This is a genomic window from Pseudomonas sp. 43(2021), assembly GCF_017490805.1.
Classification (GTDB): domain Bacteria; phylum Pseudomonadota; class Gammaproteobacteria; order Pseudomonadales; family Pseudomonadaceae; genus Aquipseudomonas.
Genome location: NZ_JAFGYJ010000021.1, coordinates 23,835 through 49,919, shown reverse-complemented (window position 1 = coordinate 49,919; position 26,085 = coordinate 23,835). Strand labels below are relative to the sequence as shown.

Here is a 26,085-nt window from a genome sequence, read left to right as displayed (position 1 = left end):
GAAACTCCCTGCTTGCATTGATTCCAGCGTAGCCGCCACGGCCCGCAACGAAGCGGGCCGTGGCGCCGGCCGTCAGAGAATGTTGAATGGAATGGTGGTCACCACCCGGAACTCATCCAGGCTGCCATCGCCCTGGGCCTTGCTGGCGCGGTGCGCGGTGTAGGTGGCGCGGATGCTGGTGTCTTTCAGTGGCCCGCTCTGCACCGCGTAGCTGGTGCCGATGCCCCACTCGTAGTGGGTTTCGCCATCCAGGCCGTTCACGTCGTAGGCGGTGCCGCGGTAATGGGTACCGTCGATGCCCCAGCCGCGGGCGTTGTACAGGTTGAACTTCAGGCCCGGCACGCCGTACGGCGCCATGTTCAGCACGTAGGAGATCTGCAGCGACTTCTCGTTGGGGCCGTTGAAGTCCGACAGCAGCGAGTTGGCCAGGTAGATGCCGTTGGTTTCGTGCAGGTAGTCAAAGTACTCGTTGCCGTTCACCTGCTGCCAGGAGGCGCTGAGGGTATGGGCCTGGTGGGTCAGACCGAGCGACAGGCTGTAGGTGTCGTTGTCGATCTCGCCCATCTTCTTGCTGCCGGCGTCGACGGTCTTGTAGTAGTTCAGGCCAGTGCTCAGGCTGAGTACAGCGCTATCGCCGAGCACGTGGTTGGCGCCGAAGTAGTACTGGTTCCAGAAGTCGTCGACCTTGGTGGCGTACAGGCTGGTGCTCAGGCTCTTGAACGGCTGGTAGTTGATACCGGCGGTGCTGGCGCGGTCGGTTTCCACGCCGGTGGCACTGTACTCGCTGCGGAACTTGCTGAGGCTCTGTTCGGTACGCGGCGAGACGCGGTCGAAGGTGCCCAGGTCGAAGCTCAGGTTGTCGAATTCGGCACTGTGCAGGAACGCGCCCTGGAAGCTCGACGGCAGGGCGCGGTTACCAATGTAGGCGATCATCGGTGTGTCCACCGACTGGCGGCCGACGGTGAGGGTGGTGTTGGACACCCGCGCCTTGACGTTGGCCAGGCCCATCTTGCTCCACTGGCCGATCGGGTCGCCGTCGCTGTGGGTCAGGGTGCGGTTGTTGGGGCCGGCGACGGCTTCGCGGCTCTGCTGCAGGGCGATGGCGTTGTAGCCGGCGGCTTCGACGGCGAAACCGACGGTGCCCTGGGTGAAGCCAGAACTGTAGTTGAGGATGGTGCCCTGCACCCAGTTCTCGCGGCTGTGGGTGTCGTGGCGGGTGCCGTCGCTCTTGTAGTACTTCCACAGCGGGGCGCGTGCGGCGCGTTCGCGGGCGTACCAGTTACGGGTGCTGCCGGACAGGCTCTGGCCGTCGATGAAGCCACTGGCCTGCTCCTGCTCGCTGCTGCCTTTGAGGGTAATGGGGATGTAGTCCTGGCTTTGCGGGTCGGCCTGGGCCACGGTGGATAAGGCACTGATGGATAATGCCAGTGCGGTCAAGGTGAATACTCTCAAGGTTAAAGCTCCCTTTCTTTTCTAGTTATTGCCGGCCTTGTGGGCCGGGTGATTGCTGCGGTGTTGCCAGGGTTGCCCGGGGTCTCCGGGCTGAATCGGGGTGTTGTGTTGGCCCTTTCGCGGGTAAACCTGCTCCCACAGGGGCATCACAGGTTTCGGCATGTGCGCCGTACCTGTGGGAGCGGGTTTACCCGCGAAGAGGCCCTTGAGGGTTAAAGATCAGTCGACACTCACACCGGAAAAATCATTGCGCCCGAACGGGCTGACCTTGAACCCGGAAACCTTGACGCTGAGCGGTTGGTTGACCGTGGAGTGCGCCACCGGGGTAATCGGCACCTGTTGCTTGAGCCGCTGCTGGGCCTGCTGGTACAGGGCGGTGCGCTGCGCGCGGTCGGTGACCTGCTTGGCCTGCTTGACCAGGCTGTCGTACTGCGGGTCGCACCATAGCGAGTAGTTGTTGCTGCCGATGGCATCGCAGTTGTAGAGGGTGCCCAGCCAGTTGTCCGGGTCGCCGTTGTCCCCGGTCCAGCCGATCAGGGCGATATCGTGCTCGCCGCTTTTCATGCGCTTGAGGTACTCGCCCCATTCGTAGCTGACAATGCGCACCTTGAAGCCGAGCTTGCTCCAGTCGGCCTGGAGCATTTCCGCCATCAGCTTGGCGTTGGGGTTGTACGGGCGCTGCACCGGCATGGCCCACAGGGTGATCTCGGTACCCGGCTTGACCCCGGCCTGCTGCAGTAGCTGCTTGGCCTTTTCCGGGTCGAAGGGCGCGTCCTTGAGGCTGTCGTCATAGGACCACTGGGTCGGCGGCATGGCGTTGACTGCCAACTGGCCGGAGTCCTGGTACACGGCCTGGATGATCGCCTGCTTGTTCACCGCCATGTCCATCGCCTGGCGCACTTCCAGGCGGTCGAACGGTGGGTGTTGGGTGTTGTAGGCGATGTAGCCGAGGTTGAAGCCCGGCTGCTGCTGCACCTGCAGCTTGCTGTCGGCCTTGAGCGCCGGCAGGTCGGCGGGACGCGGGTGCAGGGTGACCTGGCACTCGTTGCGGCGCAGCTTCTGGATGCGCACCGAAGGGTCGATGTTGATCGAGAACACCAGGTTGTCGATCTTCACCTCCTGGGGTGCCCAATAGGCCTTGTTGCCCTTGTAGCGGATCTGCGAATCCTTTTGATAACGCTGGAACACGAACGGCCCGGTGCCGATCGGTTGCTGGTTGATGTCGCTGGGGCGCCCGCTGGCCATCAGCTGGTCGGCGTATTCGGCGGAGAGGATGGAAGCGAAGCTCATGGCCAGGTTCTGGATGAACGCGGCATCGACCTTGTTCAGGGTAAAGATCACGGTCAGTGGATCGGCTTTCTCGACACGGGCGATGTTCTTGTCCAGGCCCATGCTGATGAAATAGGGAAACTCGGTCGGGTAGGCCTGGCGGAACGGATGGTTCTTGTCGAGCATGCGGTTGAAGGTGAACAGCACATCGTCGGCGTTGAAGTCGCGGCTCGGCGTAAAGGCCTTGTTGCTGTGGAACTTCACCCCTTCGCGCAGGTGGAAGGTGTAGCGCAGGCCATCGTCGGACACCTGCCAGCGGGTCGCCAGGGCAGGGTGCACGGCGGTGCCGCCGCGCTCGAACTCGACCAGGCGGTTGTAGATCGGTTCGGCGGCGTCGTTGTCGGTGGCGCTGGTGTACTGCGCGGTGTCGAAGCCGGCGGGGCTGCCTTCGGAGCAGAACACCAGGTTGTTGGCCAGCAGGGCCGGCGATTGGCTGATCAGGCCCAGGGCCAGCAGGGCGGAAAGGCGGGTGGTATGGCGCATGGCAAGTCCTGTTACGGCTGTTTGCGCCGCCTCGGGGTACGAATGGCGGCAACAGTTCGCCGACCCCGCTGCGGGTAGCGGCGGGACGACATGAAGAGGTGGCGAGGTTGGCGGGCACCCGCCGTTTAGCGGGTGCCGTAGCTAGGCTATTTGTCCACGCTGACGCCGTAGAAGGAGTTCAGGCCGAACGGGCTGATCTTGTAGTCCTTCACCTTGACGCTCATGGGCTGGTACACGGTGGAGTGGGCGATCGGGGTGATCGGCACCTGCTCCTTGAGGATGTGCTGCGCCTTTTGATACAGCTCGGTGCGCTTGGCCTGGTCGGAGGTGGCCTTGGCCTGCTTGATCAGGTCGTCGTAGGGCTTGTAGCACCACTTGGAGAAGTTGTTGCCGCTCATGGCATCGCAGCCGTACAGGGTGCCCAGCCAGTTGTCCGGGTCACCGTTGTCACCGCTCCAGCCGATCAGCATGGCGCCCTGTTCGCCGCCCTTGGAGCGCTTGATGTACTCGCCCCATTCATAGCTGACGATCTTTGCCTTGATGCCGACCTTGGCCCAGTCGGATTGCAGCATCTCGGCCATCAGCTTGGCATTGGGGTTGTACGGGCGTTGCACCGGCATGGCCCACAGGGTGATTTCGGTGCCTTCCTTGATGCCGGCTTCCTTGAGCAGCTGTTTGGCCTTTTCGGGGTCGAATGGCGCGTCCTTGATACTGTCGTCGTAGGACCACTGGGTCGGCGGCATGGCGTTGACCGCCAGCTGGCCGGCGCCCTGGTAGACCGACTCGATGATCTTTTTCTTGTCCACGGCCATGTCCAGCGCCTGGCGGACTTTCAGCTGGGCCAGCGGGTTGGCCTCGTTGCTGCCCTTGATCTTGTCCATCACGTTGTAGGCGATGTAGCCGAGGTTGAAGCCGGCCTGGTCAGGCATCTGCAGCTTGGGGTCCTGCTTTAGCGGCTGGATGTCGGCCGGACGCGGGAACAGGGTGACCTGGCACTCGTTCTTCTTCAGCTTCTGCATGCGCACCGAGGCGTCGGTGGTGATGGCGAAGATCAGGTTGTCGATCTTCACGTCGTCGGGTTGCCAGTAGTCCTTGTTGCCCTTGAAGCGGATCTGCGCGTCCTTCTGATACTTGCTGAACACGAACGGGCCGGTGCCGATCGGCTTCTGGTTGATGTCGGCGGCCTTGCCGTCCTTGAGCAACTGGTCGGCGTATTCGGCGGACTGGATCGAGGCGAAGCTCATGGCCAGGTTCTGGATGAATGCGGCGTCGACTTCGTTGAGGGTGAACCTCACCGTGTGCTCGTCGAGCTTCTCCAGCCTGGCGATGTTCTTGTCCATGCCCATGTCGGTGAAGTACGGGAACTCGGTGGGGTAGGCCTTGCGGAACGGGTGGTCCTTGTCGAGCATGCGGTTGAAAGTGAACAGCACATCGTCGGCGTTGAAGGTGCGGGTGGGCTTGAAGTAGTCGGTGGTGTGGAACTTGACCCCTTCGCGCAGGTGGAAGGTGTAGGTCTTGCCGTCATCCGACACTTCCCATTTGGTCGCCAGCCCCGGGATGACGGCAGTGCCGCCACGTTCGAACTGGGTCAGGCGGTTGAACACGGTCTCGGCCGAGGCGTCAAAGTCAGTCCCTGTGGTGTATTGCCCCGGGTCGAAGCCGGCCGGGCTGCCTTCGGAGCAGAACACCAGGTTCGATGCGGCGAGGGCCGATGGTGCGCCAGAGAGCAAGCCTGCACCTAGCAGGAACGGAAGGACTGCGTGTTTGAGCATGGTGGCCTCATTTTTGTCATTTTTCGATTGAGGTGGCCTCGTGAGCCGACCTGCGGATACTTATGCAGGGGGCGTTCCCAATGCAATATGGGGACGGATGATTGGCGTCAGAAAAGTGGTACGGGCGTACATGGATGTCGCATTGGTATAACTTTCAGCGAAGTTAAACGTTTGCGCGGGCAAAATGATGGCTTTTTGCGGGATGTTTCTGGGCGAGGGAAGTTGTAGGAAGCACCTTTTTAGTGCGTAGGAAAGGTCTGAAACCCTGAATTTGACGCGATCCCTGTGGGAGCGGGCTTGCCCGCGAACACGGGCGAAGCCCGTGCCATCCACCGCGGTGTCTTTTTCGCGGGCTCGCCCGCTCCCACAGGTATTTCGTGGATCTGTTAAGGCATCTGCACTTCAATCAGGCCATCGGCATTCATGCTCACTTCACTGGTCCCGGCCTCGATATCCGGCGCCGGTGCCGACTCATCAGCCCCCATGGCCTTCATCGCCATCGGCGCACTGCGCAGGTACGGGCGTGGGTAACCGCTGCTGTTGAGGTTCAGGCTGACCACTTTGTAACCCTTGCCACCCAGCGCCTCGGTAGCCAACTGCGCGCGCGCCTTGAAGGCATCCACCGCATCCTTGAGCAGTGCATCCTCGCTGGCCTTGCGCGTGGCCGGGGCGATGGAGAAGTCCATGCCACCCATTTTCAGCTCTTGCAGCAGGTCGGCGGTCAGCTGCGACAGGGCCGGGAAGTTGGCGCTTTCCAGGCGCAGCTCGGCACGCTCGCGCCAGCCGGTAATCTTCTGGCCCTTGCTGTCATACACCGGGTAGCTGTTGCGGCTGCCCTGGCTGATCTTCACGTCCTTGACCTGGCGCGACTGCTGTACGGCCTTGTTCATGGTTTCGGTGATCTGCTTGGCGAGCTTGCCCGGGTCGGTGTTCTGCGCTTCGCTGTACAGGGTCACGACCATCAGGTCGCGTGCCACTTCCTTGCTGACTTCGGCGCGCAGCGAGACCTGGTTGTAACGCGGCTCATCGGCAGCCAGCGCCGGCAGGCTGGCGAGCAGGCCGCAGGACAGGATCAGGGCGGTGCCGCGACGTGGGATTTGCATGTGATACTCCTTGGCAATATAAGGCGTGGGTTCTGGTCATCCATTCCACGCATGGCCCATCAGACCGGCAACAGTGTAGTGGGTTCAAAAGTGCCATCATCAACCTGTGACAAAGTGTGGCGCTTTGCCGCATCGCTGCAGCGAGGCGCCCGGCTTCGGTATACTCCAGCCGATTTTCTGGAGCACTCATCAGGAGAGCTCATGCTCGCCGCCGTACAACCGCTGTCCGCTACCCGTCAGAATCTCTGGCGCCTGACCATCATTCGGGTCCTGGTCCTGGCTGCCCAGGCCGGCTCCGTGGGCGTCGCCTACTGGACCGAACTGCTGCCCTTGCCCTGGCTGTCACTGGCCGGCACCCTGGCCTTGTCTTCGCTGCTGTGTGCCTTCACGGCCCTGCGCCTGCGCCTGTCGTTGCCGGTCACCGAACTGGAGTATGCCCTGCAACTGGCCTGCGACCTGCTGATCCACAGTGCCTTGCTGTATTACTCCGGCGGCTCGACCAACCCGTTCGTGTCGTATTACCTGGTGCCGCTGGCGATAGCCGCAGTTACCTTGCCGTGGCTGTATTCGCTGATCCTTTCCGGCATTGCCCTGACCGCCTACAGCCTGCTGCTGGTGCAGTTCTACCCGCTCGAAGGCCTGCCGATGGCGCGGGACAAGATGCAGGTGTACGGCATGTGGCTGAGTATTGCCTTGGCCGCTGCAGTGATTACCTTCTTTGCCGCACGCATGGCCGAAGAGCTGCGCCGCCAGGAGCAGCTGCGTTCCGAGCGGCGTGAAGAGAGCCTGCGCGACGAGCAACTGCTGGCCGTGGCCACCCAGGCCGCCGGTGCGGCCCATGAGCTGGGCACGCCGTTGGCGACCATGAGCGTGCTGCTGAACGAAATGCGCCAGGACCACGCCGACCCGCTGCTGCAGGAAGACCTGCAGATCCTTCAGGACCAGGTGAAGCTGTGCAAGGAAACCCTGCAGCAGCTGGTACGCGCCGCCGAAGCCAACCGCCGCCTGGCCGTTGTGGAGCAGGACGTGACGGCCTGGCTGGACGAAGCGCTCAACCGCTGGCACCTGATGCGCCCGGAAGCCAGCTACCGCTTCCAGCGCCTGCGCGATGGCCAGGTGCCGCGCCTGACGCCGCCGCCGGACCTGACCCAGGCGCTGCTGAACCTGTTGAACAATGCCGCCGATGCCTGCCCCGATGACCTTGAAGTGCGCCTGGACTGGGACACCCATGACATCGTCATCAGCATCCGCGACCATGGCCCCGGCGTGCCGCCGGCCATCGCCGAAGCCATCGGCAAACCCTTCATTACCACCAAAGGCAAAGGCTTCGGCCTGGGCCTGTTCTTGAGCAAGGCCAGCGTGACCCGTGCGGGCGGTTCGGTGAAACTCTATAGTCATGAACAGGGTGGCACCCTGACCGAACTGCGCCTGCCCTATGGCAAGCGAGGAGATGAATGATGAGCGAAGAAAACCAGGTCGAAGGCGAAGAGCTGCCGCACCTGTTGCTGGTGGATGACGATGCCACCTTCACCCGGGTCATGGCTCGTGCCATGAGCCGCCGCGGTTTCCGCGTGAGCACTGCCAGCTCTGCCGAGGAAGGGTTGATCCTGGCCCAGCAGGACCTGCCGGACTACGCCACACTGGACCTGAAGATGGACGGCGACTCCGGGCTGGTGCTACTGCCCAAGCTGCTGGAGCTGGACCCGGAAATGCGCGTGGTGATCCTGACCGGTTACTCGAGCATTGCCACTGCGGTGGAGGCGGTCAAGCGCGGGGCCTGCAACTACCTGTGCAAGCCGGCCGATGCCGATGACGTGCTGGCGGCGCTGCTGTCGGAGCACACCGACCTGGACACCCTGGTGCCGGAAAACCCGATGTCGGTCGACCGCCTGCAGTGGGAGCACATCCAGCGCGTGCTGAACGAGCACGAGGGCAATATCTCGGCCACCGCGCGGGCGCTGGGCATGCACCGACGGACCTTGCAGCGCAAACTGCAGAAGCGCCCGGTCCGGCGCTGATTCAGTACTGACAGTACTGGCCTCTTCGCGGGTAAACCCGCTCCCACAGGTATTTCACAAGCCTCAAGACTTGTGCAGTACCTGTGCTCCCACAGGTATTTCACAAGCCTCAAGACCTGTGCAGTACCTGTGGGAGCGGGTTTACCCGCGAAAGGGCCGCAACTGACAGAAACTTCTCTTTATCACCCCGCGATCCCCGCAAGTCCCGGCCGTTGGCGTATCATTAGCCGCCTAACGGCAACCCCCTCCAGGATCGCTTGCGCATGCTCGCCCTTCTTATCCAGACACTGAACATCACGGCCCCGGTCTTCGCCATGCTGTTCATGGGCATGCTGCTCAAACGTATCCGCCTGATCGACGACAATTTCAACCGCGTCGCCTCGCAGCTGGTGTTCAACGTGTGCATGCCGGCGCTGCTGTTCCTCGGCATCTACCACGCCGACCTGGCCACGGCGGTCAAACCCGGCGTCCTCCTCTATTTCATCGTCGCCACCCTGGTCGGTTTCGCCATTGCCTGGGGCCTGGCCATCTGGCGCAGCCCGCGGGCAGACCGGGGCATCTATACCCAGGGCGCATTTCGCGGCAACAACGGTGTGATCGGCCTGGCGCTGGCCGCCAGCCTGTACGGCGACTACGGCATCTCCCTGGGGGCGGTGCTCGCCGGGCTGGTCATCCTTCTGTACAACTCGCTGTCGGCAGTGGTGCTGGCGGTGTACAGCCCGGACCTTAAGTCCGACCCGTGGAGCATCTGCAAGAGCATTTTCAGCAACCCGCTGATCATTAGTGTGCTGGTGGCCACGCCCATGGCCTACGGCCAGGTGCCGCTGCCCAACTGGCTGCTGACCTCGGGCGACTACCTGGCGCAGATGACCCTGCCGCTGGCGCTGATCTGCATCGGCGGCACGCTGTCGCTGGCGGCGCTGCGCGCCAGCGGCAGGCTGGCCATCGACGCCAGCCTGGTGAAGGTGGTCTGGCTCCCGCTGTTAGGCACCCTCGGCGCCTGGCTATGCGGCTTCCGTGGGGCCGAGCTGGGCATCCTGTTCCTGTATATCGGCAGCCCGACCGCAGCGGCCAGCTACGTCATGGCGCGGGCGGCCAAGGGCAACCATGAGCTGGCGGCGTCGATCATCGTGATTACCACGCTAATGGCGGCGATCACCACCAACATTGGTATTTTCATCTTGCAGTGGGGCGGATGGATCTAGATCCTTGACTGCAAACAACACAAAAAACACAGCCTCACTGAGCTAAAGGACACTTCATGCAAGACCAGAGCACGCCCGAGCGGTTACAGCGCGGGCTGAAGAATCGCCATATCCAGCTGATCGCGCTGGGCGGGGCCATCGGTACCGGGTTGTTCCTGGGTATCGCCCAGACCATCCAGCTGGCCGGCCCCTCCGTGCTGCTGGGCTATGCCATTGCCGGCCTGATGGCTTTCCTGATCATGCGCCAGCTCGGCGAAATGGTGGTGGAAGAGCCGGTGGCTGGCAGCTTCAGCCACTTCGCCCACCAGTACTGGAGCGAGTTCGCCGGCTTCGTCTCGGGCTGGAACTACTGGGTGGTGTACGTGCTGGTCGGCATGGCCGAGCTGACGGCGGTGGGCATCTACGTGCAGTACTGGTGGCCCGGCTTCCCCACCTGGGCCACGGCGGCGATCTTCTTCGTGGTGATCAACCTGATCAACCTGACCCAGGTGAAGGTCTACGGCGAGATGGAGTTCTGGTTCGCCCTGGTCAAGGTGGTGGCCATCGTCAGCATGATCGGCTTCGGCGCCTGGTTGCTGACCAGCGGCCATGGCGGCCCGGACGCCAGCGTGGCTAACCTCTGGCAATACGGCGGCTTCTTCCCCAACGGTGTCACCGGCCTGGTGATGGCGCTGGCGGTGATCATGTTCTCGTTCGGTGGCCTGGAGCTGGTGGGTATCACCGCTGCCGAGGCCGACAACCCGCGCCAGAGCATCCCCAAGGCCACCAACCAGGTGGTGTACCGCATCCTCATCTTCTATATCGGTGCCCTGGCAGTGCTGCTGTCGCTGTACCCGTGGCAGAAGGTGGTGCAGGGTGGCAGCCCGTTCGTGATGATCTTCCACGAGCTGGACAGTGACCTGGTGGCAACCATCCTCAATATCGTGGTGCTGACGGCCGCGCTGTCGGTGTACAACAGCTGCGTGTACGCCAACAGCCGCATGCTGTTCGGCCTGGCCAGCCAGGGCGATGCACCGCGTCAGTTGCTGAAGGTAAGCCGTAGCGGTGTGCCGCTGACCGCGCTGGGCGTGTCGGCTTTCGCCACCGGGCTGTGCGTGCTGATCAACTACCTGATGCCGGGTGAAGCCTTTGGTTTGCTGATGGCCCTGGCGGTGTCGGCGCTGGTGATCAACTGGGCGAGCATCAGCATTACCCACCTGAAGTTCCGCAAGGCCAAGCTGGCGGCCGGGATTAACCCGTTCTACAAGAGCTGGGGGCACCCGGTTACCAACTACCTGTGCCTGGCATTCATCGTGCTGATCCTGGTGGTGATGTACCTGACCCCGCCGATTCGCATTTCCGTGATGCTGATCCCGGGGTGGATCCTGGTGCTGTGGGTGGCCTTCAAGATGAAGAAGGCTCGCCAGGCCAGGTAAGTACCAGTACCGACCTCTTCGCGGGTAAACCCGCTCCCGCAGCGACCCCACAGGCTCCGAAAGCTGTGCGGTACCTGTGGGAGCGGGTTTACCCGCGAAGAGGTCGGTACAGGCTACCTATTGATAACTGTCGATCACTTCCTGCGCTGCACGGAAAGCATCGATTGCCGCCGGCACTCCTGCATACACCGCGCAATGCAGCAGCGCTTCGCGAATTTCCTCCACCGTACAGCCATTGTTCAACGCTCCACGCACATGCCCCTTGAGTTCCTGCGGGCACTTGAGTGCCGTCAGCGTGGCCAGGGTAATCAGGCTGCGGGTTTTCAACGGCAGCCCGTCGCGAGCCCACACGCTGCCCCAGGCATGTTCGTTGACGAAGTCCTGCAGTGGCTGGGTAAAGTCGGTGGCATTGCCCAAGGCGCGGTCGACGAACACATCGCCCATCACCTGGCGCCGAATCTGTTCGCCGGTTTTCTTGCTATCAGCCATGTTGTTTTCCTTAGTGTTGGCGGCGCCAGGCTCGTATGGTGGTGTACAGCAACACCATGGCGAGCACCGGCAGTACGTAGAACAGCATCAACCGCTCCAGGCGGCCGGCCAGTGGCATGCCCATGGTAAACGCCGCGACGTGCAGCCCATAGGCCAGGTACAGGCAGAGGAACACCAGGCCTTCGGCGCGGGTGATGCGGTAGCCGGAATAGAACACCGGCAGGCTCAGCGCGGCAACACCGAGCATCACCGGCAGGTCGAAGGCCAGGGCGTTGGGCGAGATCGACAGTGGCTCGGGGGTGACCACTGCGGTCAGGCCCAGCACGGCCAGCAGGTTGAACAGGTTGCTGCCGATCACTGTGCCTACGGCGATTTCCCGTTCGCCGCGCAGGGCGGCGATCAGCGCGGCGGCCAGTTCCGGCAGGGAGGTGCAGATGGCAACGACGGTCAGGCCGATGATGCGCTCGGACAGGCCCAGGTCGGTGGCCACTTCTACGGCGGCCTCTAGCAACAAATGGCCCGCCAGGCTCAACAGGCCCAGGCCGGCCAGCACCTGCAGCAGCGTGCCCGACCAGAAGCGCCCGGCGCCGTTTGTGACGGCGGCCGGAGCGGGGTAGGTGCGTGCGTAGTGGCGCGACTGGTGCCAGAGTATCGCCAGGTAGCCGGCCAGGCCGATCAGCAGCAACACGCCTTCGACCCGGCCCAGGTGGCCGTTGGCGGATAACGCGTAGACCAGGGCGCTGGCGACGATCATCAGTGGAATGTCCAGGCGTACCAGTTGCCGCGACACGCGCAGCGGGATGATCAGGGCGGCCAGGCCGAGAATGACCAGTACGTTGAAGATATTGCTGCCGATTACGCTGCCCACCGCCACATCCGGCACGCCCTGGTAGGCAGCCTGCAGGCTCACGGTCATTTGTGGAGCGGTGCTGCCGAAGGCCACCAGGCTCAGGCCGATGATCAGCGGGCGTACGTGCAGGCGCTGGGCCAGGCGCAGGGCTGCGCGCACCAGCAGTTCGGCACCGCCGACCAGCAACAGCAGGGCGATACCCAGTTGCAGGAGGCTGAAGGTGGGAAGGGTGGCGAGGTCGAAAATGGTCGGACTCCTGTCGCGTCAGTTGCTAAGCCCTTGTACCCGCACGCGTGCGGTTCCGCTACGGATCATGCCGATTTTTTCTGCAGCGGCACGTGATAGATCGATCAGGCGGCCGCGGGTATGTGGGCCGCGGTCGTTGATGCGTACCACGACGCTGCGCTGATTGGCCAGGTTGGTCACCCGTACCCGGGTGCCGAAGGGCAGGCTACGGTGGGCGGCGGTGAGGCCGTGCTGGTTGAACGGTTCGCCGCTGGCGGTGCGTTTGCCATGATGGCGCGCGCCGTAATAGGAGGCGGTGCCGGTCTTGTCGTAGCCGTCGGGGTCGACGTCGACGTCCTGGCTGGCGCAGCCGGCCAGCAGGGAGAGGAGGGCGAGGGTGCTCAGGGATCGTTTTAGCAATTCAGATGCTCCGATATGGCCCATTCGCGGCTAAAGCCGCTCCCACAGGTATATCACCGCTGTCGAGAGCAGCGCTGTACCTGTGGGAGCGGCTTCAGCCGCGAACGAGGGCGAAGCCCTCGCAGGACTACAGGGATAAAACAATCACCCTTCGAGCTTGGCCTTGAGCAATTGGTTCACTTGCCCCGGGTTGGCCTTGCCTTTGGAGGCTTTCATCGCCTGGCCGACGAAGAAGCCGAACATCTTGCCACGCTTGGCCTCGTCGGCTGCGCGGTACTGTTCGACCTGCTCGGCGTTGGCCGCCAGCATTTCGTCGAGCATCTTGTCGATCGCACCGGTATCGGTGACCTGCTTCAGGCCTTTGCTTTCGATGATGCTGTCGGCATCGCCTTCACCGGCAGCCATGGCCTCGAACACAGTCTTGGCGATCTTGCCGCTGATGGTGTTGTCGCGAATACGCAACAGCATGCCGCCCAGTTGCGCGGCGCTGACCGGCGCCTGGTCGATCTCGATGCCCAGCTTGTTCAGCAGGCTGCCCAGTTCGACCATGACCCAGTTGGCAGCCAGCTTGGCGTCGCCACCGATCCTCACCACTTCCTCGAAGTAGTCCGCCTGTTCGCGGCTGGATGCCAGCACGTTGGCGTCGTAGGCCGACAGGCCGTACTGGCTCTGGAAGCGCTCGACCTTCTGCGTTGGCAGCTCCGGCAAGCCGGCACGGACGGTTTCGAGGAAGCTGTCCTCGATGACCACCGGCAGCAGGTCCGGGTCGGGGAAGTAACGGTAGTCGTTGGCTTCCTCCTTGCTGCGCATGGAACGGGTCTCGTCTTTGTTCGGGTCGTACAGGCGGGTTTCCTGCACCACTTTGCCGCCGTCCTCGATCAGGTCGATCTGGCGCTGGATCTCGCTGTTGATCGCGCGCTCGATGAAGCGGAACGAGTTGACGTTCTTGATCTCGCAGCGGGTGCCGAACTCGGTCTGGCCTTTCGGGCGGATCGACACGTTGCAGTCGCAGCGCAGCGAGCCTTCGGCCATGTTGCCGTCGCAGATGCCCAGGTAACGTACCAGCGCGTGGATCGCCTTGACGTAGGCCACCGCTTCCTTGGCGCTGCGCATGTCCGGCTCGGAAACGATTTCCAGCAGCGGGGTGCCGGCACGGTTCAGGTCGATGCCGGTGGAGCCGCTGAAGTCTTCGTGCAGGCTCTTGCCGGCGTCTTCTTCCAGGTGCGCGCGGGTTACCCCGATGCGCTTGATGGTGCCGTCTTCCAGGGCGATGTCCAGGTGGCCCTTGCCGACGATCGGCAGGTCCATCTGGCTGATCTGGTAGCCCTTGGGCAGGTCGGGGTAGAAGTAGTTCTTGCGTGCGAACACGTTGCGCTTGCCGATCTCGGCATCGATGGCCAGGCCGAACATGCACGCCATGCGCACGGCTTCCTGGTTCAGTACCGGCAGTACGCCTGGCATGCCCAGGTCAACCAGGCTGGCCTGGGTGTTCGGCTCGGAACCGAAGGTGGTGGCGCTGCCGGAGAAGATCTTCGACTGGGTGGCGAGCTGAGTGTGGATTTCCAGCCCGATCACAACTTCCCATTGCATGTGTGAATTCCTCAGAAGCCGTTGGGGGCGCGGGTGTGCCAGTCGGTCACTTGCTGGTAGCGGTGCGCGACGTTGAGCAGGCGGCCTTCCTGGAAGTATGGCGCCAGCAGTTGCACGCCGACCGGCAGGCCGTCGACGAAGCCGGCTGGCATCGACAGGCCCGGCAGGCCCGCCAGGTTGGCGGTGATGGTGTAGACGTCTTCCAGGTAGGCGGCGACCGGGTCGCTGCTCTTGGCGCCGAGCTTCCAGGCCGGGTTTGGCGTGGTCGGGCCGAGGATCAGGTCGACGTCGTTGAAGGCTGCCATGAAGTCGTTCTTGATCAGGCGGCGGATCTGTTGCGCCTTCACGTAGTAGGCGTCGTAGTAGCCAGCCGACAGGGCGTAGGTGCCGACCATGATGCGGCGCTGCACTTCGACGCCGAAGCCTTCGCCACGGGAACGCTTGTACAGGTCGGTGAGGTCTTTCGGGTTTTCGCAGCGGTAGCCGAAGCGCACGCCGTCGAAACGCGACAGGTTGGACGAGGCTTCAGCGGGGGCGATCACGTAGTAGGCCGGGATGGCGTGCTGCATGTTCGGCAGGCTGATTTCCTTGACCACCGCGCCGAGCTTTTCCAGTTCCTTGACGCTGGCCTGGACCAGGTCGGCAATGCGTGGGTCCAGGCCGGCACCGAAGTATTCCTTCGGCAGGCCGATGCGCAGGCCCTGCAGCGAAGCATTCAGGTTGGCGCTGTAGTCCGGCACCGGCTCTTCGATGCTGGTGGAGTCCTTGGCGTCGAAGCCGGCCATGCCTTGCAGCAGCAGGGCGCAGTCTTCGGCGGTGCGGGCCAGCGGGCCGCCCTGGTCGAGGCTGGAGGCGTAGGCGATCATGCCCCAGCGCGACACGCGACCGTAGGTCGGCTTGAGGCCGGTGAGGTTGGTCAGTGCCGCCGGTTGGCGGATCGAGCCGCCGGTGTCGGTGCCGGTGGTGGCCGGCAGCAGGCGCGCAGCCACCGCCGCGGCCGAACCGCCCGACGAGCCGCCCGGGACGTGCTCGAGGTTCCAGGGGTTCTTCACCGCGCCGTAGTAGCTGGATTCGTTGGCCGAACCCATGGCGAATTCGTCCATGTTGGTCTTGCCCAGGGTGACCATGCCGGCATCGGCCAGCTTGGCAACCACGGTGGCGTCATACGGCGCCTTGAAGTTGTCGAGCATCTTCGAGCCGCAGCTGGTGCGTACGCCGTTGGTGCAGAACAGGTCCTTGTGTGCGATCGGGGCACCCAGCAGCGCGCCGGTTTCGCCAGCGGCGCGACGGGCGTCGGCGGCACGCGCCTGGCCCAGGGCCAGGTCTTCGGTGACGCTGATGAAGCTGTTGATTTGCGGGTCGAGCTGCTTGATGCGCGCCAGCAGGGCGCCGGTCAGCTCTTCGGAGGAAAACGACTTGTCGGCGAGTCCGCGGGCGATCTCGGCCAGGGTCAATTGATGCATGGCAGGCTCTATCCCTTACTCGATGACTTTGGGAACCAGGTACAGACCGCTTTCGGTCGATGGCGCGATGGCCTGGTAGGCGTCGCGCTGGTTGCTCTCGGTGACCTGGTCGGGACGCAGACGCTGGCTGGCCTCCAGGGGGTGGGCCAGTGGCTCGATGCCAGTAGTGTCGACCGCTTGCATCTGGTCGACCAGCCCGAGAATGCTGTTCAGTGCGTCGGTAATGCGTGGCAGTTCGCCATCATTCAGGCCCAGACGGGCCAGATGGGCGATCTTTTCCACGTCGCAGCGTTCAAGCGCCATGGGGATCTCCAGGGGAAACAAAGACCGGAATTTGGCTCCGGAGTGAGGAACATGTCAGCTTTCTGGCGGTCTAACGGCCGCGAAATTCTGCTGGCGTGCTCGGAAAAACAGCCAATTTAACATATTGGCTCCTTGCCCAAAATCCCTGCCATTGTTAGAGTTTGCCGCACTTTTTTACCCACGCTTTCCCCAGGGTCACTTTCCCATGTTCAAGAAACTGCGTGGCATGTTTTCCAGCGATCTGTCCATCGACCTGGGTACTGCCAACACCCTTATTTACGTGCGTGAGCGCGGTATCGTCCTGAATGAGCCCTCGGTTGTTGCCATCCGTACCCATGGCAACCAGAAAAGCGTCGTCGCCGTCGGTACCGAAGCCAAGCGCATGCTGGGCCGTACGCCTGGCAACATTGCTGCCATTCGTCCGATGAAGGACGGCGTCATCGCCGACTTCAGCGTCTGCGAAAAAATGTTGCAATATTTTATCAACAAGGTGCACGAGAACAGCTTCCTGCAGCCGAGCCCGCGCGTGCTGATCTGCGTGCCATGCAAGTCGACTCAGGTAGAGCGCCGCGCCATTCGCGAGTCGGCCCTGGGCGCCGGTGCCCGTGAAGTGTTCCTGATCGAAGAACCGATGGCCGCCGCCATTGGTGCCGGCCTGCCGGTCGAAGAGGCCCGCGGTTCGATGGTCGTCGATATCGGTGGTGGTACCACTGAAATCGCGCTGATCTCCCTGAACGGCGTGGTCTATGCCGAATCTGTCCGCGTTGGCGGCGACCGCTTCGACGAAGCCATCGTCACCTACGTGCGCCGCAACTACGGCAGCCTGATCGGCGAGTCCACCGCCGAGCGCATCAAGCAGGAAATCGGTACTGCCTACCCGGGCGGCGAAGTACGCGAAGTCGACGTGCGCGGCCGCAACCTGGCCGAGGGCGTACCACGTGCCTTCACCCTGAACTCCAACGAAGTGCTCGAAGCGCTGCAGGAATCCCTGGCGACCATCGTCCAGGCGGTCAAGAGCGCCCTGGAGCAATCGCCGCCCGAGCTGGCCTCGGACATCGCCGAGCGTGGCCTGGTGCTGACCGGTGGTGGCGCGCTGCTGCGTGACCTGGACAAGCTGCTGGCCCAGGAAACCGGCCTGCCGGTGATCGTCGCCGAAGACCCGCTGACCTGTGTCGCCCGTGGCGGCGGTCGCGCCCTGGAGATGATGGACAAGCACGCGATGGACCTGCTCTCCAGCGAGTGATCCCGCTCGCTGTTCACGAGCGCCCGGTTTACAGGTAGTACGCACAGTGCTACCTGTATGTGCTGGGCTGGCGCCCGTTCGGGGCGCCGTATCCGTCAACCCGCAACCAGGCTGGTGCGTTGTCCCATGTCCAATGACCTCCTGAGTCGTCCACGAGGAACGGCCCATTAAACCGCTTTTCTCCAAGGGCCCTTCGCTGGGCGTTCGCCTGCTCGTCCTGGTGGTGATGTCGGTCGCGTTGATGGTTGTCGACGCGCGCTTCGACGTGCTCAAGCCGGTGCGCAGCCAGATGGGCCTGGTACTCATGGAGTCGTACTGGATCACCGACCTGCCGCAGCGTGCGTGGCAAGGTGTGGCCGGCCAGTTCGGCAGCCGCACCGAACTGATCGCCGAAAACGAAAAGCTCAAGACCGAAGCCCTGCTGTTGCAGGGGCGCCTGCAGAAGCTGGCAGCCCTGACCGAGCAGAACGTGCGCCTGCGCGAGTTGCTCAACTCCTCGGCGCTGGTCAATGAAAAGGTCGAAGTGGCCGAGCTGATCGGTGTCGACCCCAACCCGTTCACCCACCGCATCCTGATCAACAAGGGCGAGCGTGATGGCGTGTTCCTGGGCCAACCGGTGCTCGATGCCCGTGGCCTGATGGGCCAGGTGGTCGAGCTGATGCCCTACACCTCGCGGGTACTGTTGCTGACCGATACCACCCATAGCATCCCGGTGCAGGTCAACCGCAATGGCCTGCGCGCCATCGCCAGCGGCACCGGCAACCCGGAGCGCCTGGAGCTGCGCCATGTGGCCGATACCGCCGACATCAAGGAAGGCGACCTGCTGGTCAGTTCCGGCATGGGGCAACGTTTCCCGGCCGGCTACCCGGTGGCCACGGTCAACGAAGTGATTCACGATTCCGGCCAGCCGTTCGCCATCGTTCGCGCCATCCCCACCGCCGCGCTCAACCGCAGCCGCTACATGCTGCTGGTGTTCAGTGACCGACGTACCCCGGAGCAGCGCGCCACCGATGCCGGCATCGCCCAGGAAGAGGCTGACCGCAAGGGCGCCTCGGCCCCAGGCCAGCCGGCCACGACGGGCGAGCACGTTGCACCGGCGCCTGCCGCGCCGGCCACACCTGCGGCCCCGGTAGCCCCGGCTGCGCAGCCTGCAGCCCCGGCGGCCGCACCTGCTACGCCGGCTGCCGCACCCGCTCACACCCGGAGGCAATGATGGCTGCATCACGCCGCAACAACGGCTGGGTCATCTGGCTGACTTTCGCCATCGGCCTGCTGCTCAGCGTCTCGCCCATGCCGCAGTTCATGGACGTGTTCCGGCCCATGTGGCTGGCCTTGCTGGTGTCGTTCTGGACCCTCGCCGTGCCGAACAAGGTCGGCATGACCACCGCGTTCGTGCTGGGCCTGGCCGAGGATGTGCTGTACGGCACCCTGCTGGGGCAGAACGCGCTGATCCTCACCCTCATCACCTTCCTGGTGCTGTCCTTGCAGCAGCGCCTGCGCATGTTCCCCATGTGGCAGCAGAGCCTGGTGATCCTGGTGATCTTCGGCATCGCCCAGCTGATCCAGCTGTGGCTCAGCGCGCTGACCGGCAATCGCCTGCCCACCCTGGCGCTGGTCTGGTCGGCGGTGATCAGTGCCTTGCTCTGGCCGTGGATCAGCTTCGCCCTGCGCGACCTGCGCCGACGCTTGCATATCAATTGACGGCGCCGCCGCGACTGACAGGGAGATGTCTGCATGAACCCACTATATCTGGCCTCCGGCTCGCCCCGTCGTCGTGAACTACTGACCCAGATCGGTGTGCCGTTCAGCGTCGTCAGTGCCCCCATCGATGAAACCCCGCTGCCCAATGAAAGCGCCCCGGCCTACGTCGAGCGCCTGGCCCGGGCCAAGGCTGCCGCCGGCCTGGCTAGCCTGGAACCTCCAGTGCAGGCCATTCGCGGCCATGCCCGCTCCCACAGGTACAGCGCCGATCCTGTGGGAGCGGGCGTGCCCGCGAAGGCCCCAAAGGGGCCCGCTGTAGTGCTGGGCGCAGACACCGCCGTGGTGCTCGATGGTCGTATTCTCGGCAAACCGGAAAACCGCGAAGATGCCCTGGCCATGCTGGCCGACCTGTCGGGCCGCGAGCACCAGGTGCTGACCGCGGTCGCCGTCAGCGATGGCCAGCGCGTGCACAGCCTGTGCGTCACCAGCAAGGTGCGCTTCCGTGTGATCAGCGCCGATGAAGCGCAACGCTACTGGGCCAGCGGCGAGCCCACGGACAAGGCCGGCGGCTATGCCATCCAGGGCTTGGGCGCGGTGTTCGTCACCGGCCTTTCCGGCAGCTACTCGGCGGTGGTCGGCCTGCCCCTCAGTGAAACGGCCGAGCTGCTTGGCCAGTTCGGCATCGCCTGCTGGCAATCGCCCGCGCATACGCCAGAGGTAACAAACCAGCGGTAGCCAGCACTGCATACGCCATCCATCATTACCCAAGACCTTTGACGAGAGCCTGCCATGAGTGAAGAGATCCTGATCAACATCACCCCGATGGAGTCACGCGTGGCGGTGGTGGAAAACGGGGTGCTGCAGGAAGTGCACGTCGAGCGCACCCAGCGCCGGGGCATCGTCGGCAACATCTACAAGGGCAAGGTGGTGCGCGTGCTGCCGGGCATGCAGGCGGCCTTCGTCGACATCGGCCTGGAGCGTGCGGCGTTCATCCATGCCTCGGAAATATCCCAGCGTGAAGGCTCGGCGGTAGAGAACATCACCGCCCTGGTGCATGAAGGCCAGGCCCTGGTGGTACAGGTGACCAAGGACCCGATCGGCACCAAGGGCGCGCGCCTGACCACCCAGCTGTCGATCCCGTCGCGCTACCTGGTGTACATGCCGCGCAGCAGCCATGTCGGCATTTCCCTGAAGATCGAAGACGAAGCCGAGCGCGAGCGCCTCAAGCAGGTGGTCAGCGACTGCATGGTAAGCGAGAACATCAAGGACGCTGGCGGCTTCATCCTGCGCACTGCGGCCGAAGGCGCGCGCGCCGAAGAGATCCTGCAGGACATTCGCTACCTGCGCCGCTTGTGGGAGCAGATCGGCACCCAGATCAAGACCTGCGGCGCGCCCACGGTCATCTACGAGGACCTGGGCCTTGCCCTGCGTACCCTGCGCGACCTGGTCAACCCGAAGATCGAGAAGATCCGCATCGACTCGCGGGAAACCTTCCAGAAGACCACGCAGTTCGTTGGCGAGCTGATGCCGGAAATCGCCGACCGCCTCGAACACTATCCGGGCGAACGGCCGATCTTCGACCTGTACGGTGTCGAGGACGAGATCCAGCGCGCGCTGGAGCGCAAGGTACCGCTCAAGTCCGGTGGCTACCTGGTGGTCGATCCGGCTGAAGCGATGACCACCATCGATGTGAACACCGGCGCCTTCGTCGGCCATCGCAACCTTGAAGAGACCATCTTCAAGACCAACCTCGAGGCCGCCACCGCCATCGCCCGGCAACTGCGCCTGCGCAACATTGGCGGCATCATCATCATCGACTTCATCGACATGGAAGACGAAGAGCACCAGCGCCAGGTGCTGCGCACCCTGGAAAAGCAGCTGGAGCGCGATCACGCCAAGACCAACATTATCGGTATCACCGAACTGGGCCTGGTACAGATGACCCGCAAGCGCACGCGGGAAAGCCTGGAACAAGTGCTGTGCGAGCCCTGCCTGGCCTGCCAGGGCCGCGGCAAGCTGAAAACCCCCGAGACCATCTGTTACGAAATCTTCCGCGAGATCCTGCGCGAGGCCCGTGCCTACCAGGCCGAAGGCTACCGCGTGCTGGCCAACCAGAAGGTAGTCGACCGGTTGCTGGATGAAGAGTCCGGTAACGTCGCGGAGCTGGAGGCCTTCATCGGCCGAACCATTCGTTTCCAGGTGGAGTCGATGTATTCGCAGGAACAATACGATGTGGTGCTGCTCTGAGGCCTTCTGAAACGCGCCACGGGTGGCCCGGGCTGGCAAAACCGGTACGACGGGCCATCATGGATAAACGACCTGGAGGGCCATGGCCATGGGACGTCTGACCCGCGTTCTTGTCGCCTTGACCCGCTGGGGCCTGGGCGTTTGCGCCCTGCTGGCGGTACTGGTGGCGCTGTATGTCAGCCTCGGTCGCGAACTGGTGCCGTTGGTGGCCGAGTACCGCGCCGATGTGGAGGCCAAGGCCGAGCAAGCCTTGGGGTTGCCCGTGCACGTCGGTGCCCTGGAAGGCCGCTGGAGCGGCCTGGCGCCGGTGCTGCGGGTGCGCGACCTGCAACTGGGCGATGGGGCCACGGCCCTGCGCCTGGACGACGTCAAGGTAGTACCCGATGTCTGGGCCAGCCTCACCGCCCGCGAAGTACGCCTGGCACGCATTCAGCTGGGCGGTCTGCAACTGATCCTGCGCGAGAACGAGCAGGGGGCCTGGAGCCTCGAAGGCTTGCCAAAGCAGAACGATGCGCCGCTCGACCCGGCCGAGTTGCTGCAGCGCCTGCGCCAGCTGGGCCGCATCGATGTGTTCGACAGCCAGGTCACCCTGCACCCCTGGCAGCGCGACCCGCTGACCCTGACTTACGTGAGCGCCGGCCTGCAGGCCGGGGCTTCGCGCCAGGCCCTGGACCTGCGCGCGACCCTGCCCGATGGCCAGCCCCTGGCGCTGAACCTGCGCAGCCGTGCGTCGGCCAACGCCTGGCGCGACGGCCAGGTCGAAGCCTACCTGAGCCTGCCGCAGAGTGACTGGGCGCGCTGGCTGCCGCCTCGCCTGCTGGGCCAGTGGCATGCCGACGCCTTGCGGGCGGGCGGCGAGTTCTGGGTCGACTGGCGCAACGGGCAGTTGCAGCAGGGCGTGGTGCGCCTCAATGCACCCGAGCTGCAGGGCGCCTATGCCGGGCGCAAGGCGGCCACACTGAACAACCTGGCCCTGGGTGCCTGGTTCCAGCGCCGGGAGCAAGGCTTCGATGTAGTGGTCGATTCCCTGGCCATGGATATCGGCAAGACCCGTTGGGAATCGCACCTGCAATTGCAGCAGCGTCCTGGCGAGGATGCAGCCGCGGAAAGCTGGCAAGTGCAGGCCGACCGCCTCGACCTCACGGCGTTGACCCCGCTGATCGATGCCCTGGCGCCGTTGCCGGACAAGGTCATGGCCGTGGTCGATGGCCTGAAGGTGACCGGCGCACTGCGCAATGTGCGCCTGCAAGCACGGCCCAAGGCCGAGGGTGACCAGCGCCTGCAGTTCGAGGCCAACCTGGAGAAGGTCGGTTTCGATGCCTATCACAATGCCCCGGCGGCCGGTAATGTCAGCGGCAGCATCAGCGGTGACCTTGGCCATGGTGAACTGCGCCTGGATACCGAGGCATTCATGCTGCACCTGTACCCGATCTTCGCCAAACCCTGGCACTACCAGAAGGCCAATGCGCGCCTGACCTGGGCCTTGGACAAGGAAGGTTTCACCCTGGTCGCGCCTTACCTCAAGGTACTGGGCGAAGAGGGCAAGATCGCCGGTGACTTCCTCATTCGCCTGTTGTTCGAAGAGGGCCGCGAGGACTACATGGACCTGCGCGTCGGCCTGACCGAAGGCGATGGTCGCTACACCGCCAAGTACCTGCCCGAGGTGCTCAGCCCGGCCCTCGACGAATGGCTGCGCAGCGCGATCGTCAAGGGCACGGTGGACGAAGGCTACTTCCAGTACCAGGGCTCGTTGAACCATGGCGCCGCACCGGAAGCCCGCAGCATCAGCCTGTTCTTCAAGGTGCGTGATGCAGCCCTGGACTTCCAGCCGGGCTGGCCACAGGTGCAGCACGTGGATGGTGATGTGTTCATCGAGGACAGCGGTGTGCGCATCAAGGCCCAGCGCGGCGTGCTGCTCGACACCAAGGTCAGTGATGTGAGCGTCGATATCCCGCATGTCGACGAGGGCCAGCAAAGCCACCTGTACCTCGATGGCGACTTCGACGGCAGCCTGGGCGATGGCCTGAAGATCCTCAAGGAAGCGCCAATCGGCACTGGCGAGATCTTCGCAGGCTGGGAGGGCGAGGGGCCGCTCAAGGGCAAGGTCAAGCTCGACATTCCGCTGGTCCGCGGGGAGCGGCCGAAAGTGCAGGTGGACTTTGCCACCAGCGATGCGCGGCTGAAAGTCGCGCCGCCTAGCCTGGAGTTGAGCCGCCTGAAGGGTGACTTCAGTTTCGATTTCGACAAGGGCCTGAGCGGCAAGGGCATCAGCCTGCAGGCCTTCGGCAAGCCGGTAACGGCGCAAATCACCGCCGAAGGCCAGCCAGGGCAGATGCAGACCCGCATAAACGCCAATGGTCGGGTCGCGCTCAAGGCGCTGACCGACTGGCTGCAGTTCAACCAGGCCTTGCCTGCGTCCGGCGACCTGCCGTACCAGTTGCAGGTCAGCTTGGGTAGCCGGGACAACCGCCTGAGTGTCACCTCCAGCCTCAAGGGCCTGGCCATCGACCTGCCGGCACCGTTCGGCAAGGCGGCCGCAGATACCCGTGACAGCCGGTTCAGCATGAGTCTGCAAGGCCCGGAACGGCGCTTCGATGCTGCTTACACCGACCTTGCCCGCTTCGCCTATGCTGCGCCGGCTGACAAACTGGCCCAGGGCCGTGGCGAATTGTTGCTGGGCGCAGGTGACGCCCAGCTACCTGCCGGCCAGGGCCTGCGGGTACGCGGGCGCCTGGAGGCACTGGACCTGGCGCCCTGGCAAGAGCAGGCGGCGCGGCTGGCCGGTGACGATCCGGGCGGTAGCGCGCGGCAGAACCTGCAGGGCGTCGACCTGAGCATCGGCCAGTTGAAAGCCTTTGGCCTGGACCTGAACCAGGCCGTGGTGCGTCTGGCCCGTGGTGGCCCGGCCTGGGATCTGCGCCTCGACAGCAAGGAGGTCATCGGCAACGCCCGGGTGCCGGACGCCAAGGGCGCGCCCATGGTCGTGCGCATGCAGACCTTGCGCCTGCCCGCCGCCAGCGCTGCTGAAAAGCAGGCCGAGGCACAGGCCGAGGAGGGCCCGGACCCGCTGGCCTCGTTCGACCCGCGCAAGGTGCCGGCGCTGGACCTGAGCATCGACAAGCTCTACCGCGGTGACGACCTGTTCGGCAGCGCGTCACTCAAGCTGCGGCCGACCGCGCGCGGCGTGACCGCCAGCGATATCGACCTCGACTTCAAGGGCCTGCGTATCGATGGTGGCGGCGGCTGGGAAGGCGAACCGGGCAGCACCAGCAGCTGGTACAAAGGGCGCCTGGACGGCAAGAACCTGGCGGATGTGCTCAAGGCCTGGGGCTTTGCCCCGACCGTGACCAGCCGCGACTTCCGCCTGGATGTGGATGGCCGCTGGCCGGGTTCGCCGGCCTCGGTGAGCCTCAAGCGCTTCTCCGGCAGCATGGACGCAGCGCTGCGCACCGGCCAGTTCGTCGAGGTCGAAGGCAGTGCCCAGGCGCTGCGGGTGTTCGGCCTGCTCAACTTCAACTCCATCGGCCGGCGCTTGCGCCTGGACTTCTCCGACCTGTTCGACAAGGGCCTGGCCTACGACCGGGTCAAGGGCTTGCTGGTGGCCAGTGATGGTGTCTACGTGACCCGCGAGCCAATCGCCGTGACCGGCCCGTCGAGCAACTTCGAGCTGGACGGTACCCTGGACCTTGTACGCGACCGGGTCGATGCCAACCTGCAGGTGAGCCTGCCGGTGACCAACAACCTGCCGCTGGCGGCCCTGATTGTCGGCGCGCCGGCCGTTGGCGGGGCGCTGTTCCTGGTCGACCGGCTGATCGGTGATCGCGTGTCGCGCTTCGCCAGCGTGCACTACCGTGTCGAAGGGCCGGTGAAAGAGCCTAGAATCACATTTGTGAAACCTTTCGAGAAATCCCGCTAGGAGTGCCCATGAAGGCAGCGGTAATCCAGATGGTCAGCCAGGACGATGTGCTGGCCAACCTGCAGCGCGCCGGTGCCCTGCTGGAGCAGGCCGCGTCTGGCGGTGCACGGCTGGCCGTGCTGCCGGAAAACTTCGCCGCCATGGGACGCAAGGACGCCGCTGCCATCGGGCGCGCCGAAGCGTTGGGCGAAGGGCCGATCCTGCCATGGTTGAAACGCACCGCCCGCGACCTCAAGTTATGGATTGTCGCCGGTACCTTGCCATTGCCACCGGTCGGCCAGCCCGAGGCCAAGGCTCATGCCTGCTCGCTGCTGATCGACGAACACGGCGAGGTAGCGGCACGCTATGACAAGCTGCACCTGTTCGACGTCGACGTTGCCGACAACCGTGGCCGCTATCGCGAGTCCGACGACTACGCACACGGCGCCCAGGTGGTGGTGGCTGATACGCCGGTGGGGCGGCTGGGGCTGAGCGTGTGCTACGACCTGCGCTTCCCCGAACTGTACAGCGCGCTGCGCGCCGCCGGCGCGGAGCTGATCACTGCGCCGGCCGCGTTTACTGCGGTAACGGGCGCGGCGCACTGGGAAGTGCTGGTGCGCGCCCGTGCCATCGAGACCCAGTGCTACCTGCTGGCTGCGGCCCAGGGTGGTACCCACCCGGGGCCACGGGAAACCCATGGCCATGCGGCGATCGTCGACCCCTGGGGGCGCATCGTCGCGGAACAGGCGCAAGGTGAAGCGGTACTGCTCGCCGAGCGCGACATTGACGAACAAGCGTCCATCCGGGCGCGCATGCCGGTGGTATCGCACCGGCGCTTTTTCTCGCAGGGCGCGTTGCGGCCTGCGCACACCTCGGAGTGAC

21 protein-coding genes are annotated in these 26,085 nt (G+C 64.2%); 11 read left to right on the top strand and 10 right to left on the bottom strand.

Annotation, left to right across the window (positions count from 1 at the left end):
• Positions 1-72: 72 nt before the first annotated feature.
• The 4 genes from J5M71_RS18410 to J5M71_RS18395 form a co-directional block, all read right to left on the bottom strand.
• Entirely contained in the window at positions 73-1,452 is a 1,380-nt protein-coding gene (locus J5M71_RS18410) for an OprD family porin (RefSeq protein ID WP_063911341.1), read from the bottom strand.
• Between the two features lie 219 nt (positions 1,453-1,671).
• Positions 1,672-3,264, bottom strand: coding sequence for an ABC transporter substrate-binding protein (locus tag J5M71_RS18405; RefSeq protein ID WP_207834736.1), 1,593 nt, complete (start codon positions 3,262-3,264; stop codon positions 1,672-1,674).
• Between the two features lie 146 nt (positions 3,265-3,410).
• Positions 3,411-5,036, bottom strand: a complete 1,626-nt coding sequence (locus J5M71_RS18400) for an ABC transporter substrate-binding protein (protein ID WP_207834734.1) — start codon at positions 5,034-5,036, stop codon at positions 3,411-3,413.
• A gap of 386 nt (positions 5,037-5,422) precedes the next feature.
• Positions 5,423-6,139 (bottom strand): SIMPL domain-containing protein, encoded by a 717-nt coding sequence (locus J5M71_RS18395; RefSeq protein ID WP_015269044.1) that lies wholly within the window; start codon positions 6,137-6,139, stop codon positions 5,423-5,425.
• A gap of 201 nt (positions 6,140-6,340) precedes the next feature.
• Between J5M71_RS18395 and J5M71_RS18390 the strand changes: the two genes are divergently transcribed.
• From J5M71_RS18390 to J5M71_RS18375, 4 genes are all read left to right on the top strand, one after another.
• Positions 6,341-7,597, top strand: a complete 1,257-nt coding sequence (locus J5M71_RS18390) for an ATP-binding protein (protein ID WP_087502527.1) — start codon at positions 6,341-6,343, stop codon at positions 7,595-7,597.
• Complete coding sequence (locus tag J5M71_RS18385) at positions 7,597-8,157, top strand: response regulator transcription factor (RefSeq protein ID WP_025337806.1); 561 nt, start codon at positions 7,597-7,599, stop codon at positions 8,155-8,157. The genes J5M71_RS18390 and J5M71_RS18385 overlap by 1 nt, the downstream gene beginning before the upstream one ends.
• A 263-nt stretch (positions 8,158-8,420) precedes the next feature.
• The gene (locus J5M71_RS18380) at positions 8,421-9,362 is read left to right on the top strand and encodes an AEC family transporter (protein WP_207834732.1); all 942 of its coding nucleotides are present in this window, start codon (positions 8,421-8,423) and stop codon (positions 9,360-9,362) included.
• A 56-nt stretch (positions 9,363-9,418) separates the two neighbouring features.
• Complete coding sequence (locus J5M71_RS18375; RefSeq protein WP_207834730.1) at positions 9,419-10,777, top strand: amino acid permease; 1,359 nt, start codon at positions 9,419-9,421, stop codon at positions 10,775-10,777.
• 117 nt (positions 10,778-10,894) lie between these two features.
• Here J5M71_RS18375 and J5M71_RS18370 read toward each other — a convergent pair whose 3' ends face one another.
• The 6 genes from J5M71_RS18370 to gatC all read right to left on the bottom strand — a co-directional run bounded on the left by J5M71_RS18370 (position 10,895) and on the right by gatC (position 16,117).
• The gene (locus J5M71_RS18370; RefSeq protein WP_063911346.1) at positions 10,895-11,266 is read right to left on the bottom strand and encodes a carboxymuconolactone decarboxylase family protein; all 372 of its coding nucleotides are present in this window, start codon (positions 11,264-11,266) and stop codon (positions 10,895-10,897) included.
• Positions 11,267-11,276: 10 nt separating this feature from the next.
• Positions 11,277-12,320: a calcium/sodium antiporter gene (locus J5M71_RS18365; protein ID WP_207834862.1), complete on the bottom strand. Its 1,044-nt coding sequence runs from the start codon at positions 12,318-12,320 to the stop codon at positions 11,277-11,279.
• Between the two features lie 60 nt (positions 12,321-12,380).
• Positions 12,381-12,761: a septal ring lytic transglycosylase RlpA family protein gene (locus tag J5M71_RS18360; RefSeq protein ID WP_207834728.1), complete on the bottom strand. Its 381-nt coding sequence runs from the start codon at positions 12,759-12,761 to the stop codon at positions 12,381-12,383.
• A gap of 144 nt (positions 12,762-12,905) precedes the next feature.
• Positions 12,906-14,351 carry an Asp-tRNA(Asn)/Glu-tRNA(Gln) amidotransferase subunit GatB gene (gene gatB, locus J5M71_RS18355; RefSeq protein ID WP_207834725.1) on the bottom strand — a complete coding sequence of 482 codons (1,446 nt, stop codon included), beginning with the start codon at positions 14,349-14,351 and terminating at the stop codon, positions 12,906-12,908.
• Between the two features lie 11 nt (positions 14,352-14,362).
• The gene (gene gatA / locus J5M71_RS18350; protein ID WP_207834723.1) at positions 14,363-15,814 is read right to left on the bottom strand and encodes an Asp-tRNA(Asn)/Glu-tRNA(Gln) amidotransferase subunit GatA; all 1,452 of its coding nucleotides are present in this window, start codon (positions 15,812-15,814) and stop codon (positions 14,363-14,365) included.
• A gap of 15 nt (positions 15,815-15,829) precedes the next feature.
• Positions 15,830-16,117 (bottom strand): Asp-tRNA(Asn)/Glu-tRNA(Gln) amidotransferase subunit GatC, encoded by a 288-nt coding sequence (gatC, locus tag J5M71_RS18345; RefSeq protein WP_003255165.1) that lies wholly within the window; start codon positions 16,115-16,117, stop codon positions 15,830-15,832.
• A gap of 205 nt (positions 16,118-16,322) precedes the next feature.
• Here gatC and mreB point away from each other — a divergent pair, with 205 nt between their 5' ends.
• From mreB to J5M71_RS18310, 7 genes are all read left to right on the top strand, one after another.
• On the top strand, positions 16,323-17,360 hold the full coding sequence (gene mreB / locus J5M71_RS18340; protein WP_003255163.1) for a rod shape-determining protein MreB: 1,038 nt from the start codon (positions 16,323-16,325) through the stop codon (positions 17,358-17,360).
• 166 nt (positions 17,361-17,526) lie between these two features.
• Entirely contained in the window at positions 17,527-18,573 is a 1,047-nt protein-coding gene (mreC, locus tag J5M71_RS18335; RefSeq protein ID WP_082888235.1) for a rod shape-determining protein MreC, read from the top strand.
• On the top strand, positions 18,573-19,061 hold the full coding sequence (mreD, locus tag J5M71_RS18330; protein WP_063911352.1) for a rod shape-determining protein MreD: 489 nt from the start codon (positions 18,573-18,575) through the stop codon (positions 19,059-19,061). Before mreC ends, mreD begins: the two co-directional genes overlap by 1 nt.
• A 33-nt stretch (positions 19,062-19,094) precedes the next feature.
• Entirely contained in the window at positions 19,095-19,796 is a 702-nt protein-coding gene (locus J5M71_RS18325; protein ID WP_207834721.1) for a Maf family protein, read from the top strand.
• Positions 19,797-19,850: 54 nt separating this feature from the next.
• A complete protein-coding gene (gene rng / locus J5M71_RS18320) occupies positions 19,851-21,308 on the top strand; it encodes a ribonuclease G (protein ID WP_207834714.1) in 1,458 nt (485 codons plus the stop codon).
• A gap of 82 nt (positions 21,309-21,390) precedes the next feature.
• The gene (locus tag J5M71_RS18315) at positions 21,391-25,224 is read left to right on the top strand and encodes a YhdP family protein (protein ID WP_207834712.1); all 3,834 of its coding nucleotides are present in this window, start codon (positions 21,391-21,393) and stop codon (positions 25,222-25,224) included.
• A gap of 8 nt (positions 25,225-25,232) precedes the next feature.
• A complete protein-coding gene (locus J5M71_RS18310) occupies positions 25,233-26,084 on the top strand; it encodes a carbon-nitrogen hydrolase family protein (protein ID WP_015269054.1) in 852 nt (283 codons plus the stop codon).
• The last annotated feature ends 1 nt before the right edge of the window (position 26,085 follow it).

Bases quoted from the DNA above. Each gene is read 5' to 3' on its own strand.
- J5M71_RS18405 (WP_207834736.1), bottom strand. From the start codon at position 3,264: ATGCGCCATACCACCCGCCTTTCCGCCCTGCTGGCCCTGGGCCTGATC.
- J5M71_RS18400 (WP_207834734.1), bottom strand. From the start codon at position 5,036: ATGCTCAAACACGCAGTCCTTCCGTTCCTGCTAGGTGCAGGCTTGCTC.
- J5M71_RS18395 (WP_015269044.1), bottom strand. From the start codon at position 6,139: ATGCAAATCCCACGTCGCGGCACCGCCCTGATCCTGTCCTGCGGCCTG.
- J5M71_RS18390 (WP_087502527.1), top strand. From the start codon at position 6,341: ATGCTCGCCGCCGTACAACCGCTGTCCGCTACCCGTCAGAATCTCTGG.
- J5M71_RS18385 (WP_025337806.1), top strand. From the start codon at position 7,597: ATGAGCGAAGAAAACCAGGTCGAAGGCGAAGAGCTGCCGCACCTGTTG.
- J5M71_RS18380 (WP_207834732.1), top strand. From the start codon at position 8,421: ATGCTCGCCCTTCTTATCCAGACACTGAACATCACGGCCCCGGTCTTC.
- J5M71_RS18375 (WP_207834730.1), top strand. From the start codon at position 9,419: ATGCAAGACCAGAGCACGCCCGAGCGGTTACAGCGCGGGCTGAAGAAT.
- J5M71_RS18370 (WP_063911346.1), bottom strand. From the start codon at position 11,266: ATGGCTGATAGCAAGAAAACCGGCGAACAGATTCGGCGCCAGGTGATG.
- gatB (WP_207834725.1), bottom strand. From the start codon at position 14,351: ATGCAATGGGAAGTTGTGATCGGGCTGGAAATCCACACTCAGCTCGCC.
- gatA (WP_207834723.1), bottom strand. From the start codon at position 15,814: ATGCATCAATTGACCCTGGCCGAGATCGCCCGCGGACTCGCCGACAAG.
- gatC (WP_003255165.1), bottom strand. From the start codon at position 16,117: ATGGCGCTTGAACGCTGCGACGTGGAAAAGATCGCCCATCTGGCCCGT.
- mreB (WP_003255163.1), top strand. From the start codon at position 16,323: ATGTTCAAGAAACTGCGTGGCATGTTTTCCAGCGATCTGTCCATCGAC.
- mreD (WP_063911352.1), top strand. From the start codon at position 18,573: ATGGCTGCATCACGCCGCAACAACGGCTGGGTCATCTGGCTGACTTTC.
- J5M71_RS18325 (WP_207834721.1), top strand. From the start codon at position 19,095: ATGAACCCACTATATCTGGCCTCCGGCTCGCCCCGTCGTCGTGAACTA.
- rng (WP_207834714.1), top strand. From the start codon at position 19,851: ATGAGTGAAGAGATCCTGATCAACATCACCCCGATGGAGTCACGCGTG.
- J5M71_RS18315 (WP_207834712.1), top strand. From the start codon at position 21,391: ATGGCCATGGGACGTCTGACCCGCGTTCTTGTCGCCTTGACCCGCTGG.
- J5M71_RS18310 (WP_015269054.1), top strand. From the start codon at position 25,233: ATGAAGGCAGCGGTAATCCAGATGGTCAGCCAGGACGATGTGCTGGCC.